The organism is Mesorhizobium sp. M1252 (assembly GCF_040318265.1).
GTDB lineage: Bacteria > Pseudomonadota > Alphaproteobacteria > Rhizobiales > Rhizobiaceae > Mesorhizobium.
The window spans coordinates 1-15,949 of sequence record NZ_JAMYLX010000020.1; the positions used below are offsets into that span (position 1 = coordinate 1).

The following is a 15,949-nucleotide window of genomic DNA, read 5'->3' on the forward strand; positions in this document are numbered from 1 at the left end:
CCCCCACCGCGGCGTGGGGGGTGGCTGGGGGCCCCCTTCGTCGCCCGGGTGGCCCCCCCCACCGTCCATCACATCCGCCTGATTGCCTGCTTGCCGGCGTTTCGCGCTCGCTTCCGTCGCTCCTGTTTTGCGGCGACCGTGGGTTCATGAGCGCCTTCCCCCATTCCGTCGCCGCTTCGCGGCGCCACCTCTCCCCCTTCCGGAGGGAGAGGAAAATGCCAGCTCGCATAAGCTTGCGCCCTTCCTCGGGGGAGAGGAAAAGAAGCTAGCTCGCCAGCCCATACACCAGGCTCACACGTCCATCCGAAAGCGCCTCGGCCTTGCGCAGTTCCAGTCCGTGCCGGGCGTGCACCATGCCGAACAGCGCCTTGCCGTCGCCGGCGAGCAGCGGATAGACGATCAGCCGCATTTCATCGACCAGGCCGGCTTCGATCAGGCTGGCGGTGATGCGGGCGCCGCCCATGAGGTAGATGTTCTTGCCGGGCTCGCGCTTCAGCGCTGCGACGTCGTCGAGGCGGCGCAGGAAGCGCGTCGAGGCCCAGGCTGACGTCGTCATGGTGTTCGACAGCACATAGTGCGGGGTTTTCGCGGCAAAGCGCGCCCATTCGAGTTCGGCCGGGTCGACCAGTCTGCCGGTCATCGGCAATGGCTGGTCCGGCTCGTTCTGTTGGATCGCGCTCCAGTAGCGCTCATAACCGGCATACATGACGCCGCCGAGCAGGCAGGCGTCGATCTCAGGCATCAGGCCGTATTCCTCCGACCAGTTGTCGACCCAGTCGGCGAAGCCTTCGGGGCCTTCGATCTTGCCGTCGATGGAGATCTTCATTCCGGTGATCAATTTACGCATGACTTCCTCCTTCGGGCTTGCGGGATGCAAGCACGTTGCCTGGTTTCACTTCCGATGACGCGCCGCGGTGTCTGGCGAAGGCGCGTGTTTCGCCGGCCCTTGCGCCGGCATCCGGCGCAAGGGATCGATGGTGCCCGGTTGGACCGGGCGATGCGTCAGGTCAGGTCAGGCCGGCAGGCGCCGGTCGTAGTCCGCCACGAGACGGCTAAAGCTGTCCCAGAACGGTTCGGGTTTCTCGGCCGCCACGCGGGCAACCAGGAGGTCGAGATGCACGTGCCAGCCTGCGGCATGCATCATCAGGCTCGAGCGGTCCGGCAGGCGGCGGTGGACCAGGGTGAGCAGAACGTCGTCGCCGCGCTGCGCCAATTCGAAGGTGACATTGCCGCTGCCGTTCCAGGTGATGGTGAGCTTGCGCGGCGGATCGCACTCGACGATCTGGTTGTGCATCCGCTGCTCGCCGCCACTGAAGCTGGCCGGCCTGTCGCCGGGCGGGTCGGTCAGTTCGTCATTGCGCCAGACCAGCTCGAAGGAAGAGCCTTCCTCCATCTCCATGTCGCCGGCCGCCAGCCATTGGCGGCGCAGGTCGCTCTGCGTCAGATATTCCCAGACGCGCTCCCTGGTTCCGGGCAAAAGCCGTTCGATCCTCAAAGTGGCCGGCTGGATCAGCTGGGCGTAGCCGTCGAAGCTGTTCATCTGGTTCATCGGTCGTCTCCCTTGGAAGGTGTTGGCCTGGGTGATTCCGGCTTCGATGGTTCTGGATTTGCCGGTGCCGGCGTCGTCGACGTTTTGCGCCCCGCCTCCTCGCGCAAAAGCTGTTCGAGGACATCGAGGCGGCTGTTCCAGAAACGCGCGTATTGGCCGAGCCACTGATAGGCGGTGGCCAGCGGGCGGGCCTCGAGGCGGCAGACATGGGTGCGCCCGCGCACTTCGCGCCGGATCAGCCCGGCATGCTCCAGCGCCTTGATGTGCTTGGAGGCGGCGGCCAGCGACATGGCAAAGGGCTGCGCCAACTCGCTCACCGTACGCTCGCCGCCGGCGAGGTGGTTAAGCATGTTCCGGCGCGTGGCGTCGCCAAGGGCGTGAAAAACCTGGTCCATCTGGGGCGTCTCTAATTCAACCATGTAGTTGAATATAGAGGCGAGATTTTAGATAGTCAACTAGTTGGTTGAATGTTTTTTGGGGAGAGGCGCTGGCCCCCTACCTCCCCCTTGTGGGGAGGTCGGACCGTAGGTCCGGGTGGGGGTGCTTGGCGCAGGCGAGCGCGAGGAGCGCAATCTCCCCCCTCGTGGGGGAGATGTCCGGCAGGACAGAGGGGGGCGCGAAGGATCGCTACGTCTCAGCGAATCCAGATCTTCGGCAAAGCCGTTGCTACATGTAATTGACAGGCCAGCGGGACAGCGCCCCCCTCTGGCCTGCCGGCCATCTCCCCCACAAGGGGGGAGATCAGCAGCTTCAATCTCACCCGGCCATGGCCAGCGGCACTGCGCTCTTGTTGGGGATCTGGATGTCGATCTCCAGCGTCGACATGGTCTCGCCGCGGTCCATCGAAACTTGCAGATAATCCTGGTCGATCTGCACATGCTTGGCGATCACCGCCATGATCTCTTCGCGCAGGATGGAGACGAGATCGGGCTGGCTGCGGTTGCGGCGCTCATAGGCAAGCAGCACTTGCAGCCGTTCGCGCGCCACCGGCGCGCTGGTGCGCCGCTTGAAGATGTCGAGCAGGTTCATGCCGCCCTCCTTCCCAAAAGACGATCCAGGAAGCCCTTGCGCTCGAAGGGCACGATGACCGGCAGCTGTTCGCCCTCGAGCCGCTTGGCCGCGTCGATGTAAGCCTTGGCAGCGGCATTCAGCGGCTCCGACAGCGTCACCGGCGAACCGAGGTTGGAGGCGCGCAGCACATCCTGGCTCTCGGGAATGATGCCGAGCAGCGGCACCGACAGGATCTCCAGCACGTCGTCGATCGACAGCATTTCGCCCCGCGCGGCGCGTCCCGCGTCGTAGCGCGTGACCAGCACATGCTTGGCGATCTGCTCGCCCTCCTCGGCCCGCAAGGTGCGGGAATCGAGCAGGCCGATGATGCGGTCGGAATCGCGCACCGACGACACTTCCGGATTGGTGACGATGACCGCCTCGTCGGCAAAGCGCATGGCGAGCTGCGCGCCGCGCTCGATGCCGGCCGGGCTGTCGCAGAAGACATAGTCGAACACCGAGCGCAGCTTGCCGATGACCTCGGCCACGCCCTCCTCGGTCAGCGCATCCTTGTCGCGCGTCTGCGAGGCCGGCAGCAGGAACAAAGTCTCGACCCGCTTGTCGCGGATCAGCGCCTGCGACAGCTTTGCCGAGCCCTGGATGACGTTGACGAGGTCGAACACCACGCGCCGTTCGGCGCCCATGATCAAATCGAGGTTGCGCAGGCCGACATCGAAATCGACCAGCGCCACCTTCTTGCCGGTCTTGGCGACCGCCGCCCCCAGAGCCGCGGTAGAGGTCGTCTTGCCGACGCCCCCCTTGCCCGAGGTGACCACCACTACCTTGCCCATCAATAAAGCCTCCGTTGTTGTTCGTTATGTCGTTGTCGGGCGAGACGCATTAGCTGAAAGGGGCGATGCGCAGCATGCCGTTGTCGAGAAATGCCTGCACAGGCTTGCCCCGGACTGACGGGTCCATCTCCTCGGCCGTGCAATACCAGCCATCGACCGAGAGAAGCTCGGCCTCGTTCCTGCGGCAGAAGACACGCGCGGCGGTATTGCCCTGCGCCCCTGCCGACGCGCGGCCGCGCAGCGTGCCATAGACGTGGATCGAGCCGGTGGCGACGATCTCGGAGCCGGACGCGACGGAGCCCAGCACGATGACATCGCCATGCGGGTGGAAGATCAGCTGCCCTGAACGGATCGGCGAGCGGATCATCAGCGTGCCAGCGTCGGGTGCGGCAATTTTGGCGTCTTTCGGCTGTGCCTTGGCATCGCTCGCCGATTTCAAATCGCCCGCCTTCAAATCGCCGGCCTCTGCCTTGATGTCACCGGCCGCCTTCATGTCGCTTACCGCAGTGTCCTCCTCCGCCCTGCCCGCCTTGCGGCTCGGCTGCAGCAGCCCGTCGGTGGTCGCCTCCTTGGCGCCGACCAGCACCGGCGGCAGATGCGTGCCAAGCTCGGCGCCACCATCGAGTTCCATGGCATAGATGCGGATTCCGCGCTGGCCGAGCAGATCGACCAGCGCTTCGATGGCCACGACATCGGGCTTCAGCACGTTCAGGTCGAGCACCACCGGGCGCCCGGCAAAATAGCCCGGCGAATTGCCGACCCAGCGATCGAGGCTCTCCAGCCAAACGTCCAAAGGCGCCTCCGGCGTCAGCGTGAATGCGACGAAGGAGCGGGCGCGAAAGCGAATGGATTTGGCCTCGAGGGGAGCGGCAAAGGTCACAGCGGGCGATTCCTTACTGAGAGGTAAACGCTAGCCGTGGTATGGTTAATGAAAGGTTAATGAACTGAATAACCGCATGGCAGATCGGACGCCAATTGGCGACACAGACCGCGACATTCACGAAACTAAGCGCGATTGCTAAGGAACAACGCTGGCGTTGCAAGGGCTATCTAAAGTATCACCACTGGGTGAAATCTGGGGCTTGGCGAGATGAAGTTCTTTCGTGTGGCGTTGGCGGCAATCACCGCCGCGGCAATCTACCTGCCGTCCGCGGCAAGCGGCGGCGAGATCGCTTGCGCAACCACCTACGCCGGCCGGCGAATCACCCTCGTTGTCCCCAACGCTGCCGGCGGCGGCTATGATACCTATGCCCGTGCATTTGCGCCGGCCCTTGCCAGCACGACCGAGCTCGATGTCAGGGTCGTGAATATGCCCGCGGCAGGCGGATTTGCGGCGCTAAAGCGTGTAACCAATGCGCCATCCGACGAACTGGTCCTTATGATTGAAAGCGTCTCCGACATAATTTCGCAAGGTGACATTCCGGCTGGCGTCGACAACTGGATGAATCGGCTAAATCCGATAGGACTGATTCACATCGATCCCGAAGCGTGGATCGTTCGGAACGATGTCGATTTGCAAAGCGCCAAACATCTGGTCGCGTCGGTTTCATCGCTTGAAGCCGGCATCCTGCCGATAGTGCTCACCGCGCACCTCCTCGATATCAAGGTCGACGTGGTCTCGGGCTATGAAGGCAGCGGCGCACTCATGTCCGCGCTCCTGCGTGGCGAAGGCGATATGACATCCAATTCATTGACGACAGGCTTGCGCTCGACCGCCGCAGGCGAAGCCAAAGTCGGTCTGGTTCTCACGGAGGGACCTGACCCGAACGCGCCAGGCGTGGCTTTCCTGGCGGGTGAAGGAGGGTTGGTGTGGCAGCGCAGCCAAGGCCTTTCCAAGGAGAAGCAGGAAGAACGATTGCGGTTGGCCATCGCCGTCGCGAAAGCTTCGGCGACAGCGCGGGGATTTTTTGCCCCTGCCGACATGGAGCAGAAATCGCTAGGTTGTCTTCGTGACGCCGTCTCCGCCGCGGTCAAGAGCGATGGGTTCAAGGTGGCGCTTGAAGCTCAGAAACGTCCAATCGAGCCGCGCGACGCCGACGAGACCGTCATCGTGATCAACGATATGCTCAGTGCCTTCCATGAGGCGGAAGCGTATCTGAAAAAACACCCGGAACTCGAGCGGGATGCGCGAGCAACGCGCTGATGACCGGATATTGGGCTGCCCTCGGCACTGGACTGGGCAATGTATTCTCCTGGCCGAACATACTGATCCCGGTGCTTGGCACCTTGGTTGCCATGGCTACGTCCTTTCTTCCAGGGATTGGCGGCGCCAGCCTTGCAACCCTTCTGCTGGTCGCAACCGTGCATTGGGATCCGGTATCGGTGTTGTTGCTGTTTGGCGCCCTGACCGGCGGCGCGACCTTCATGGGATCTATAACGGCTATCCTCTTCAACATACCTGGCAACGCGCCAAGCGCGGCAACCCTGCTCGACGGCCATCCGATGTCCAGGGCCGGCCTGCCTCGCACCGCGATAGCCGCCGCGGCAACGGCCTCGGCCGTCGGATCGGTTTTTGGCGTCCTCGTCCTCATAGCGCTCATGCCGATCATTCGGCCGTTCATCCTGCAATTCGGACCGTTTGAATACGTGCTGCTCGGCGTGTGGGGCCTGTCGACGATCATTGCGGTTCCAAGCGCGTCCCGTCTGAAAGCGCTGGCGATGGCGCTGCTGGGGCTTTTGGTCGGTCTTGTCGGAACTGATCCGACCTATGGCCAACCACGCTGGACGTTTGGGAGCATCGCTCTCTTCGACGGCGTCGACATGGTCGCGCTGCTGCTTGGCTTTTTCACCGTTTCTGAAATCATCTCGTGGCGAAAAAGATTGCAGCTTGAAAAAGCGGCTGGCCTGGAAAACGCGAACGACTCGATCTGGACCGGTATGCTTGCTGTCTTTCGTCATTGGGGACTAACAATGCGATCGTCGGCCATCGGCGTGTTGGTCGGCATCATTCCAGGTGTTGGAGGAACGGTCGCCAGCTTCGTTGCCTACGGGCAGGCGATCCAGACAACCCCCAAGGACCAGCGCTCAAGGTTCGGATCTGGTGATATCAGGGGCATCATTGCGCCGGAAGCGGCCGTCGATTCGAAGGACGGAGGCTCGCTTCTGCCGACCGTTGCCTTCGGCCTTCCCGGCAGCGAGGGCGGCTTGATCCTGCTGACAGTCCTGACGGTACACGGCATCGTTCCGGGCATACCGATGCTGACGACCGGCTTGCCCCTGACGTTCACGTTGATTACCGCGCTGCTGCTGTCGAACCTGCTGACGTCCGCAGTGGGATTGGTGTTGACACCATATTTTGCGCGCCTGACTGCTCTCAGGATCGACCGCATCGCGCTCCCGATCATTGTCGTCAGCTTCGTGACGATCGTGCAGCTAAACGGGCTGCTGATCGATCTGTACGTAGCCGTCGCTTTCGGGCTGGCCGGCTACATGCTGAAGCGCCTCGCCTGGCCGCAAATTCCTTTTGTCATATCATTCGTCCTGGGCGGCTTCATCGAGCGAAACCTGGCGCTCAGTGTGGAGTTGGCCCGTGTCGGCAGGCTGAACCCTCTACAACGGCCGGCGTCGTTGACGATCATGGTCATAATCGCGCTTTCCCTCGCATGGATCGTGCGCGGTGGTGTTTTGCCGCCGCGACGTGTCAAGCCAAAGCGTGCCGATGCCGCAGTCGCATGGCTGTTGACCGGTGGATGCGCTGTGATGGCAGCGATATCGCTCCAAGGGCAGCCAGGCTATTCGATCTTCGCGCAGGCCGTGGCCTGGTGTTGTCTGTTTGCGATGCTCGCGGTCGCCCTTGTGCAAACGATCTCGCTTGTTGGCCACGAGAAACAGGGAGGCGAACGGACCCATACGATCCCGGAAAGCCATCGTGTGCCGTTGATGATGATGCTCCTGTTGCCGGTCGCTGTCTGGCTGGCGGGCCTCCCGCCGGCGCTGTCCCTGTTTACCCTGGTATGGATTTCAGCCGGTCAGAAGCTGACCTTGAAGTTGGCGACACTGGCATCTTGCACCTCGGTTGCGGTCGCAGTGGCGACCTGGTTTTATCTCGATCGGATAGCCGCTATCGACCTTCCCGCTTCTGCGATGTCGCACTTATTCTAGTGGTCGGGCTACATCCTGACGGCGACGATTTCGTATCTTGGAATTGTCTGGACGCTGTCGGCAGCGGCAAGCGGGGAAACGCTTTTCCCGGTATGATGCTGCTCCGAGCCGACAATCGTCAGGTTGGATTGCTTCAGCATATCCGCAAGGTCTGAATATGTAGTGCGATCTTCATGCAGCGGTTCACCCCAGAGCGCTTCGACGGCCGTCTTCAGCTCCGCCACGGCAGCGGCAGGAAAATGCGCCGCGACGGCGGCCTTCTCGATGGTCGAAAGCCTTCGGCCGATTTCAGCGCTGCCGCGAGGCCCCCTCGGCTGGTCTTTTTCCGATAGCAACCTCTGGGAGAGAAGCAGGCGTCCGCCAGGCTTGAGACTACGCGCCCAACTGTCGACCACCTGCTGGCGTGCGCTGCGGTCGAAGAAATTAAGAACGCTATGCGCGACAACTGCCTGCACCGGCGCACAGTCGCAACCGCGAATGTCGGCGCGGTGGGTCTCGAGCGCAAAACCGGCGGAGCGGGCAAACAGCCTGTTCTGTTCGACCGTCGTTTCACAGCGATCGATCAGCACAAATTCGGGCTCGATGCCGACCGGCCTCGTTTGGCCCAGAACCATTGCCGCCAGGCCGGTGTCGGCCGCGCCCGACAGGAGAATGCGACAGCGTCCCTCCTGGGCCACGGCAGCCAATTCACGCCCAAAGAACCCCCCGCCGGCCGGCTTGGCACCTTTCGATTCCAGCAGGCGGATCATGCTCCACGTGCGATGGTAGGGCATACACCCATGGCTCGGGTCACACAGCACCTCAGCCCAATCAAACGAAAAACGGGCAAGTTGCGTGAGTGGTTCGTCGGTGTAAATCGAGAGCCGTTGTCCTGCCGGTGGGCTTTCTCGCGGGCCGTTCATTGCGATTGCATCTTCCTTCGCCGGGCCATTCTTGTTCTCCAAAGCCATCTCACCGGCCATATCCAGCGGCCCGACTGAATGAATTGGTAAGATCCGGCTGAAGGCAGGAAGTCGATTCTCCCGGTGCCGGAACTGTCGATTGCCTCGAATGCAACTTTCAACGCCGCGATAATGTGGCCACGTCGTTCCTCACGGGCGGCTGCGCCACCTTTGAACTTCGGAAAAGTCGGATTGGGGTTGACCTCGAATATCACCAATGCGCCGTCTCGCAACGTGTAGTCCACGCGGCCGAACTGGATATGGCCCGTATTGCAGGCGCGAAGCAGGTCCTCAGCGTGCGGATTGTCCTTTACGAAGGCGAGTTCCTCGCGCACGAAATCCGGGTCGGTGCTGCTTGCCGATGACTTAACGTTCCAGTCGACGGACCTAAGTATGTGCTGAGACACAATCGCGTCCCCAATGCGGAATGCGCCATACTTTCGATAGTAGCCGTTCGAATCGCGATCGGCTTCGAAGGAGACGGCGATGCGCCGCTTCATCGGCTTGGCGTTGCCCTGGAGCACGGCGATCGCCTCTTCAAGTTGGCGTGGGTTTTCCAGAAGCTTGGTTTCCGGCCCCCAAAAGCCATCTTCCATCCGGATAAAAACAGGGTAACGGGTTGGTCGCTCATCCTGCTCCAGACGCGATACTTCGACCGGGTTGCTTCCTCTAATACGAAGCCGGCGGAGCAGGGCGAACCGCTCCAGGACAGTCGCGGGATGGTTTAGAATTCGAGCATCAGGGTCGGCGCGCTTTGCGGCTTCGGCAATATCCGCCGCCGCCATCATTTCCATGCCATTCAGATACTCAAAATCAGTAAAAACCAAGGTACCCGCGGGAAAGTTTAGCCGGCGGAAGACTGACTGATAGGTTTCCATGCGCAAAAGCGGCAACAAGTGCCCTGCCGACGAAATCAGCCGCCGCATCGGCGTCTGATTCAACTCGTGCACCAACACTGTGATCATCGTTGCTCGCCACCCCGTCTCGACGTCGTATAGAGAAAGTGGCGAGAGTGTCTACAGGCACGCTGGTGCCGCGAAGTGGTTGGCACTTCGTATCGCGGCATCTGGGCTGCTTCGCCGGCGTCGGCACCGTCCGCTTACGGATGTTGCTATGGCCAGCACGGATCAATTTGGGCGCAAAGCTGTCGGAAATGACGGCCTCTGTCGCGACTGCCAAGTGATAAGTGTCAACAAGACACTCTGAAAGATCGTCCTAGCCCTCCGATCAGGACGTTGCCCGCCTCTTTCCCTCAATCCCCCTCGCCGCCTGCTCAACCGCCGCCCTGTCCGTGTCCAGTCTGTCGATCAGCTCCTGCGCCTCGTCGCCCGATATGCCGGTGCGCACGGCGAGTTCCTCGACGGTCAGGACGTCGGTGCTGGCGATCTCGCGCGGCAGGGCGTCGTCGGCGGTCAGCGGCAGCGCCGCCTCGCGGTCGATCTCGGCCTCGGCCCGGTGCCAGTGGTGCTCGGGGTCGCCAGTGCCTTCGCGCTCCCAGATCTGATAGGCGCGCTGCTGTATCTTGTGATGCCGGTCGTCTTCCATGGTGGTTCCTCCCCTGGGCTTCGAGGACGATCCGAACGATCCCAGAAATCGCGCGGTCGCAATCGTTCGCGGCGCCCTTCGCGCTGGCTACTCGCATTGCCGTCTCGGCCCGCCGGAGTATGGCTGGTAGCTGTTGTCTTCCGGACGGTACGAGCGATAGCGGCTGAAGCAGGAGGCGACATGGTCCGGTTCGCCGCCGGCAGCCGCGTAGGCGCCCGCGCCCTCGACATAGCTTGCCTCTCGCGGCGCGACGCGGTCGGCGGCGAGATAGGGCGAGACGCAGGTGCGCTGCTGTCCGCTATAGGACATGTAGCTGTTGTCGTCGGGATCGTAGGAGCGGTAGCGGCTGGCGCACCAGGCGAGATGCGGCGGCGGCAGTTCGGTCCGCGCGATGGCGCCGGTGACTGTGGGATCGGGCTGCTGCCTGGCCGGGTCCTGGGCTGGCTCCCTGGCGGCGATGTCGGCAGGCGCGGACTGCCCGGGCGGCACACGTTCGAAGTCCTGCGCCGTCTTGTTCACCGGCCGCGCTTTCCGGGTCCACAGTTCCGCCACGCTGACGGTGGGCCTTGCCTCCCGCGCTGGCTTGGCGGCAAGCAGCCAGGCTGCGAAAACCAGCCCGCTGCCGAACACCGCAAGGGTCAGCACGAAGCCGCCGACCAGTCCCAAAATCGCTTTCACTCGACACTCCTTGTGTCCCTGCCAATAAAATGCGGGACATCACGGCTTGTTCCAGAAAAGCAGGCGCGAGGGACCTAAGTCTGACCGACCGACGACCGGCAGCTCGCCGAGAACCGGGTGCGGCGCGATTTTTTTCGACGGTGAAAAATCAAGGGAGCGGTCGAGCAGCCATTGGGCCACGTCGCAGCCGCTATTCCGCCGCCTCGGCATAGTGCTGAGGGACATAGTTGAGGATCGGGCCGAGCCAGCGCTCGACATCGGCCAGCGGCATGGCTTTGCGGCGGGCATAGTCCTCGACCTGGTCGCGTTCGACCTTGGCGACGCCGAAATAATAGCTTTCGGGATGGGCGAGATAGATGCCGGAGACCGACGAGCCCGGCCACATCGCATAGCTGTCCGTCAGGCTGACGCCGGCATTGCGCTCGCCGTCGAGCAGCCGGAACAAGGTCGCCTTCTCGGTATGATCGGGCTGCGCGGGATAGCCGGGCGCCGGGCGGATGCCGCGATAAGGCTCGCCGATCAGTTCGTCGGGCGCCAGCTTCTCGTCTGATGCATAGCCCCAGAATTCCTTGCGCACCTTCTCGTGCATGCGCTCGGCAAAAGCTTCGGCGAAACGATCGGCCAGCGCCTTGACCATGATCGAGGAATAATCGTCATTGGCGCGCTCGAAGCGCTCTGATATCGCCACCTCCTCGATCCCCGCGGTGACGATGAAGCCGCCGATATAGTCCGGCTTGCCGCTGTCGGCCGGCGCGACGAAATCCGACAGCGCGACATTGGCCTTGCCGTCGCGCCTGGTCAGTTGCTGGCGCAGCGTGAAGAAGCTTGCCAGTTCCTGCGAGCGTGCCTCATCCGTGAACAGCCTGATGTCGTCGCCGACGGCGTTCGCCGGCCAGAAGCCGATGACGGCGCGCGGCGCGAACCATTTTTCCGCGATGATCTTTTTCAGCATCGCCTGCGCATCCTCGAACAGCTGGCGCGCCGCCGGTCCCTGCTTCTCGTCGTCGAGGATCTTGGGGTAACGCCCCTTTAGCTCCCAGGTCTGGAAGAACGGCGTCCAGTCGATGTAGCGCGCGAGCTCCGTCAGGTCCCAGTTGCCGAAAACCTTGACGCCGGTGAAGGACGGCTTCGGCGGCTCATAGGTCGACCAGTCGACCTTGTGCGCATTGGCCCTGGCCTTGGCCAGCGGCAGCCGCTGCTTGTCGGCCTCGGAGCGGGCATGCGCGTCGGCGACCTTTTTGTACTCGGCCCGCACTGTGTCGACGTAGCCGCCCTTGGTCTCGTTCGACAGCAAGGACGAGACGACGCCGACCGCCCGGCTGGCGTCATTGACATAGACCGTCTGTCCCCTGGAGTAGCGGGGATGGATCTTCACCGCCGTGTGCACGCGGCTGGTTGTCGCGCCGCCGATCAGCAGCGGAATGTCGAAGCCTTCACGCTCCATCTCGGCGGCCATGTGCACCATCTCGTCCAGCGACGGGGTGATCAGGCCGGACAGGCCGATGATGTCGACATTTTGCTCACGCGCCGTCTGCAGGATCTTCGCCGCCGGCACCATGACGCCGAGATCGATGATCTCGTAATTGTTGCAGGCCAGAACGACGCCGACGATGTTTTTGCCGATGTCGTGGACATCGCCCTTCACCGTCGCCATCAGGATTTTGCCGGCCGTCTGGCGCTCGCCATTGTCGATCCCATTGGCGGCATTCGCCAGTTTTTCCGCCTCCATGTGCGGCAGCAATCCGGCCACCGCCTGCTTCATCACGCGCGCCGACTTCACCACTTGCGGCAGAAACATCTTTCCAGCGCCGAACAGATCGCCGACGACATTCATGCCGGCCATCAGCGGGCCTTCGATGACATGCAGAGGCCGCTCGGCCGCAAGCCGCGCCTCTTCGGTGTCGGCGTCGATGAATTCGGTGATGCCGTTGACCAGCGCATGCGAAATCCGCCGCTCGACCCTCCAGTCGCGCCAGGCGAGATCGCGCTCCCTGGCTTCCTTGCCGGCGGTGCCCTTGAAGCGCTCGGCGATCTCCAGCATGCGTTCGGTGGCGGTGCCGCCGGCCCTGGGCACCCGGTTGAGCACGACATCCTCGCAAGCCTCGCGCAGTCCCGGTTCGATCGTGTCGTAGACGGCAAGCTGGCCGGCATTGACGATGCCCATATCCATGCCGCGCTGGATGGCATGGTAGAGGAACACCGCGTGCATCGCCTCGCGCACCGGCTCGTTGCCGCGGAAGGAGAAGGACAGGTTCGAGACGCCGCCCGAGATATGCACATGCGGCAGCGTGGCGGTGATCTCGCCGGCGGCCTCGATGAAGTCGACGCCGTAATTGTCGTGCTCCTCTATGCCGGTGGCGACCGCGAAGACATTGGGGTCGAAGACGATGTCTTCGGGCGGGAAACCCGCCTGTTCGGTGAGCAGCTTGTAGGCGCGGGTGCAGATCTCGACTTTGCGCGCCTTGGTGTCGGCCTGGCCGGCCTCGTCGAAGGCCATGACGACCACCGCCGCGCCGTAGGCGCGCACCAGCTTCGCATGATGCAGAAAGGCTTCCTCGCCTTCCTTCATCGAGATGGAGTTGACCAGTGGCTTGCCCTGCACGCATTTCAGCCCGGCCTCGATGATCTCCCATTTCGAGGAGTCGACCATCACCGGAACACGGGCGATGTCGGGTTCGGCGGCGATCAAATTGAGGAACTCGACCATCGCCTTTTTCGAATCGATCAGGCCTTCATCCATGTTGATGTCGATGATCTGTGCGCCATTGGCGACCTGGTCGCGCGCCACGTCGAGCGCCGGAACATAGTCGCCCGCCGTGATCAGCTTTCGGAACCTGGCCGAGCCGGTGACGTTGGTGCGTTCGCCGACATTGACGAAGGGAATCTCATCAGTCAGCGTGAACGGCTCCAGCCCGGACAGGCGCATCTTGCGCTCGATCTCGGGGATGGCGCGTGGCGGATATTTCTTGACAGCCTCGGCGATGGCGCGGATGTGGTCCGGCGTCGAGCCACAGCAGCCGCCGACGACGTTGACGAGCCCTTCCCGCGCAAAATCCTCGATCTGCGCGGCCATGAAGTCCGGGCTCTCGTCATAGCGGCCGAATTCATTGGGCAGGCCGGCATTCGGATAGGCGCAGACGAAGGTGTCGGCGGCGCCTGAAATTTCGGCCAGATGCGCGCGCATCGCATTGGCGCCGAGCGCGCAGTTGAGGCCGATGGTGAAGGGGCTCGCATGGCGCACCGAATGCCAGAAGGCGGTCGGCGTCTGGCCCGACAGGGTGCGGCCGGAGAGATCGGTGATGGTGCCGGAAATCATCACCGGCAGGTGCACCTCTTTCTCGAAGATCTCGTTGCAGGCGAAGATTGCCGCCTTGGCGTTCAGCGTGTCGAAGATGGTTTCAATGAGAATGATATCAGCGCCGCCGGCGATCAGGCCGCGCAGCTGCTCGCTATAGGCCAGGCGCAATTCATCGAAGGTCACGGCGCGATAGCCGGGATTGTTGACGTCGGGCGACATCGAGGCGGTGCGGTTGGTTGGCCCGAGCGCGCCGGCGACGAAGCGCCGCTTGCCGTCTTCCTGCTCGGCGCGAATGGCGGCGCGCCGCACCAGCCGCGCGCCGTCGCGGTTCAGCGCGTAGACGGCATCCTCCATGCCGTAATCGGCCTGGGCGATCGAGGTCGAGGAGAAGGTGTTGGTCTCGAGGATATCAGCGCCGGCGATGGCGTATTGATAATGTATCTCCTCGATCGCCTTCGGCTGCGTCAGGATCAAGAGGTCGTTGTTGCCCTGCTGGTGGCAGGCGCAGCCGGCAAAAGCCTCGCCACGGAAATGCTCCTCGTCGAAACCGAGACCCTGGATCTGCGTGCCCATGGCGCCGTCGAGGATGAGGATGCGCTCGCGTGCCGCTGCCGTCAGCGCCGCAAGCACTTCGGACCCATCGGGTCTGGCCGCGACGGGGCCGAACAATGCGTCCAGCGATGCAGAATTCTGCGACATTTTTTATCCTTGAGGCGACAACCATCACATAAGGATATCTTTATGTCAACATACGGAATGCAGGCGAACGCGTCGTGGCGATAGTTTGGTGCGATCGGTCGTTCTGATCGACAATGTGGGGCGGTCATTGGCGCCGCTGCGCCGTGCCTACACCACCACCTCCCGATATACCCTCACCTCGCCATCCTGGCCGCGGATGCGCCAGTCCTGCCCTTCCCGTCCCTCGACATGGCATGGCCCGAGCGGCACCTTGCCGCCGCCTTCCGGCAGGTCCAGCACATAGATCGGATTGCAGATGCCCGACAGGCGGGCGCGCAGCGCGCCGGCCAGCGCCTGTCCCTGCGCAATCGTGGTGCGCCTGTGCGCCATGCCGCGCGCGAGGTCGCCATGGTGCAGGTAATAGGGTTTGACGCCGAGCCGGTACATCAGTTCGCGGCAGAGTTCCTCCAGCACCTCGACCGTATCGTTGACGCCCTTGAGCAGGACGGTCTGGTTGAGCAGCACGAAGCCTGCCTGGCGCATGACGCGACAGGCCAATTCGGTGGCCGGCGTGATCTCCCGCGCATGGTTGAAATGGGTGACGATTGTGACCATCAGCCGGCCCTGCAAGGCGCGAACCAGCCCCGACGTGATGCGCGCCGGCAGCACGACAGGCACGCGCGTGTGGATACGCAGCAGCCTGACATGCGCGATCGCCTCGATGCGGGCGCGGATTTCAGCCAGCGCCTTGTCGGGCAGCGAAAGCGGATCGCCGCCGGTCAGGATCACTTCGCGGATTTCGGTATGGGCTTCGATATAGGCAAAGGCGTCTTCGAGCGCCTCGCGCGTATAGCCGCGGCCGATCGAGGTCAGAGACTCCTTGCGGAAGCAGAAGCGGCAATAGACCGCGCATTGGTAGGTCGCAAACAACAGCACGCGGTCGGCGTGGCGATGCGTCAGTCGCGGCACCGGACCGAAGGCATGGTCGGCGATCGGATCGTCGAGCTCGCCTTCCGTTTCCGTCAGCTCATCCGGCGATGGAATGATTTGCGCGCGGATCGGGTCGGCGGGATCGTTCCAGTCGATCAGGTCGAGATAGGTTTTGGGGGCACGCACCTTGTGGCGTACGACCGCCTCCTGCGCCGCCGCGCGCTCGGCGGGTGACAGCGGCAGGGAGGCGAGATCGCGGACGCGGCGCACGCCCGCGCGGATGTCGTTTTGCCAGGCGGTGTCGGCATCGCGTTCTTCGTCGGCTGTGGCCGCGTCATCGAAAGTTGAGTCTGGGGTCATTGGGGCCTCGGGGCAATTCTGGCGGTGC

At 63.0% G+C, this 15,949-nt stretch carries 14 protein-coding genes; 2 read left to right on the forward strand and 12 right to left on the reverse strand.

Annotation, left to right across the window (positions count from 1 at the left end; all coding sequences use genetic code 11):
- Positions 1-265 precede the first annotated feature (265 nt).
- From NKH22_RS27530 to minC, 6 genes are all read right to left on the reverse strand, one after another.
- Complete coding sequence (locus NKH22_RS27530) at positions 266-847, reverse strand: dihydrofolate reductase family protein (protein WP_352805447.1); 582 nt, start codon at positions 845-847, stop codon at positions 266-268.
- Between the two features lie 165 nt (positions 848-1,012).
- Complete coding sequence (locus NKH22_RS27535; protein ID WP_023711862.1) at positions 1,013-1,549, reverse strand: SRPBCC family protein; 537 nt, start codon at positions 1,547-1,549, stop codon at positions 1,013-1,015.
- Entirely contained in the window at positions 1,546-1,968 is a 423-nt protein-coding gene (locus NKH22_RS27540) for an ArsR/SmtB family transcription factor (protein WP_352805451.1), read from the reverse strand. The genes NKH22_RS27535 and NKH22_RS27540 overlap by 4 nt, the downstream gene beginning before the upstream one ends.
- Positions 1,969-2,305: 337 nt before the next feature.
- A complete protein-coding gene (gene minE, locus NKH22_RS27545) occupies positions 2,306-2,578 on the reverse strand; it encodes a cell division topological specificity factor MinE (protein ID WP_023684809.1) in 273 nt (90 codons plus the stop codon).
- On the reverse strand, positions 2,575-3,390 hold the full coding sequence (gene minD, locus NKH22_RS27550) for a septum site-determining protein MinD (RefSeq protein ID WP_023670342.1): 816 nt from the start codon (positions 3,388-3,390) through the stop codon (positions 2,575-2,577). The genes minE and minD overlap by 4 nt, the downstream gene beginning before the upstream one ends.
- Positions 3,391-3,439: 49 nt before the next feature.
- A complete protein-coding gene (gene minC / locus NKH22_RS27555; protein WP_023693879.1) occupies positions 3,440-4,270 on the reverse strand; it encodes a septum site-determining protein MinC in 831 nt (276 codons plus the stop codon).
- Positions 4,271-4,480: 210 nt separating this feature from the next.
- On the opposite strand from minC, the gene NKH22_RS27560 reads away from it, so the two are divergent.
- Together NKH22_RS27560 and NKH22_RS27565 are read left to right on the forward strand one after the other, a co-directional pair.
- Positions 4,481-5,533: a Bug family tripartite tricarboxylate transporter substrate binding protein gene (locus NKH22_RS27560; protein WP_023693880.1), complete on the forward strand. Its 1,053-nt coding sequence runs from the start codon at positions 4,481-4,483 to the stop codon at positions 5,531-5,533.
- Positions 5,533-7,491: a tripartite tricarboxylate transporter permease gene (locus NKH22_RS27565; protein ID WP_023807781.1), complete on the forward strand. Its 1,959-nt coding sequence runs from the start codon at positions 5,533-5,535 to the stop codon at positions 7,489-7,491. The genes NKH22_RS27560 and NKH22_RS27565 overlap by 1 nt, the downstream gene beginning before the upstream one ends.
- Positions 7,492-7,499: 8 nt before the next feature.
- Here the strand turns inward: NKH22_RS27565 and NKH22_RS27570 are convergent, their stop codons facing one another.
- From NKH22_RS27570 to NKH22_RS27595, 6 genes are all read right to left on the reverse strand, one after another.
- The gene (locus NKH22_RS27570; RefSeq protein ID WP_196814116.1) at positions 7,500-8,441 is read right to left on the reverse strand and encodes a class I SAM-dependent methyltransferase; all 942 of its coding nucleotides are present in this window, start codon (positions 8,439-8,441) and stop codon (positions 7,500-7,502) included.
- Entirely contained in the window at positions 8,390-9,397 is a 1,008-nt protein-coding gene (locus NKH22_RS27575; RefSeq protein WP_023693882.1) for a hypothetical protein, read from the reverse strand. The genes NKH22_RS27570 and NKH22_RS27575 overlap by 52 nt, the downstream gene beginning before the upstream one ends.
- A 262-nt stretch (positions 9,398-9,659) precedes the next feature.
- Positions 9,660-9,977, reverse strand: coding sequence for a DUF2934 domain-containing protein (locus NKH22_RS27580; protein ID WP_023693883.1), 318 nt, complete (start codon positions 9,975-9,977; stop codon positions 9,660-9,662).
- A gap of 87 nt (positions 9,978-10,064) precedes the next feature.
- Complete coding sequence (locus tag NKH22_RS27585; protein WP_023821271.1) at positions 10,065-10,655, reverse strand: BA14K family protein; 591 nt, start codon at positions 10,653-10,655, stop codon at positions 10,065-10,067.
- Positions 10,656-10,845: 190 nt separating this feature from the next.
- Positions 10,846-14,652 (reverse strand): methionine synthase, encoded by a 3,807-nt coding sequence (gene metH, locus NKH22_RS27590; protein WP_023821272.1) that lies wholly within the window; start codon positions 14,650-14,652, stop codon positions 10,846-10,848.
- A gap of 147 nt (positions 14,653-14,799) precedes the next feature.
- On the reverse strand, positions 14,800-15,921 hold the full coding sequence (locus NKH22_RS27595; RefSeq protein ID WP_031198093.1) for a KamA family radical SAM protein: 1,122 nt from the start codon (positions 15,919-15,921) through the stop codon (positions 14,800-14,802).
- Positions 15,922-15,949 lie beyond the last annotated feature (28 nt).

Excerpts from the sequence above, each read along its gene's own strand:
- NKH22_RS27580 (WP_023693883.1), bottom strand. The coding sequence starts at position 9,977 with ATGGAAGACGACCGGCATCACAAGATACAGCAGCGCGCCTATCAGATC.
- NKH22_RS27575 (WP_023693882.1), bottom strand. The coding sequence starts at position 9,397 with ATGATCACAGTGTTGGTGCACGAGTTGAATCAGACGCCGATGCGGCGG.
- metH (WP_023821272.1), bottom strand. The coding sequence starts at position 14,652 with ATGTCGCAGAATTCTGCATCGCTGGACGCATTGTTCGGCCCCGTCGCG.
- NKH22_RS27570 (WP_196814116.1), bottom strand. The coding sequence starts at position 8,441 with ATGGCTTTGGAGAACAAGAATGGCCCGGCGAAGGAAGATGCAATCGCA.
- minE (WP_023684809.1), bottom strand. The coding sequence starts at position 2,578 with ATGAACCTGCTCGACATCTTCAAGCGGCGCACCAGCGCGCCGGTGGCG.
- NKH22_RS27565 (WP_023807781.1), top strand. The coding sequence starts at position 5,533 with ATGACCGGATATTGGGCTGCCCTCGGCACTGGACTGGGCAATGTATTC.
- NKH22_RS27535 (WP_023711862.1), bottom strand. The coding sequence starts at position 1,549 with ATGAACCAGATGAACAGCTTCGACGGCTACGCCCAGCTGATCCAGCCG.
- NKH22_RS27595 (WP_031198093.1), bottom strand. The coding sequence starts at position 15,921 with ATGACCCCAGACTCAACTTTCGATGACGCGGCCACAGCCGACGAAGAA.
- NKH22_RS27530 (WP_352805447.1), bottom strand. The coding sequence starts at position 847 with ATGCGTAAATTGATCACCGGAATGAAGATCTCCATCGACGGCAAGATC.
- minD (WP_023670342.1), bottom strand. The coding sequence starts at position 3,390 with ATGGGCAAGGTAGTGGTGGTCACCTCGGGCAAGGGGGGCGTCGGCAAG.
- NKH22_RS27560 (WP_023693880.1), top strand. The coding sequence starts at position 4,481 with ATGAAGTTCTTTCGTGTGGCGTTGGCGGCAATCACCGCCGCGGCAATC.
- NKH22_RS27540 (WP_352805451.1), bottom strand. The coding sequence starts at position 1,968 with ATGGTTGAATTAGAGACGCCCCAGATGGACCAGGTTTTTCACGCCCTT.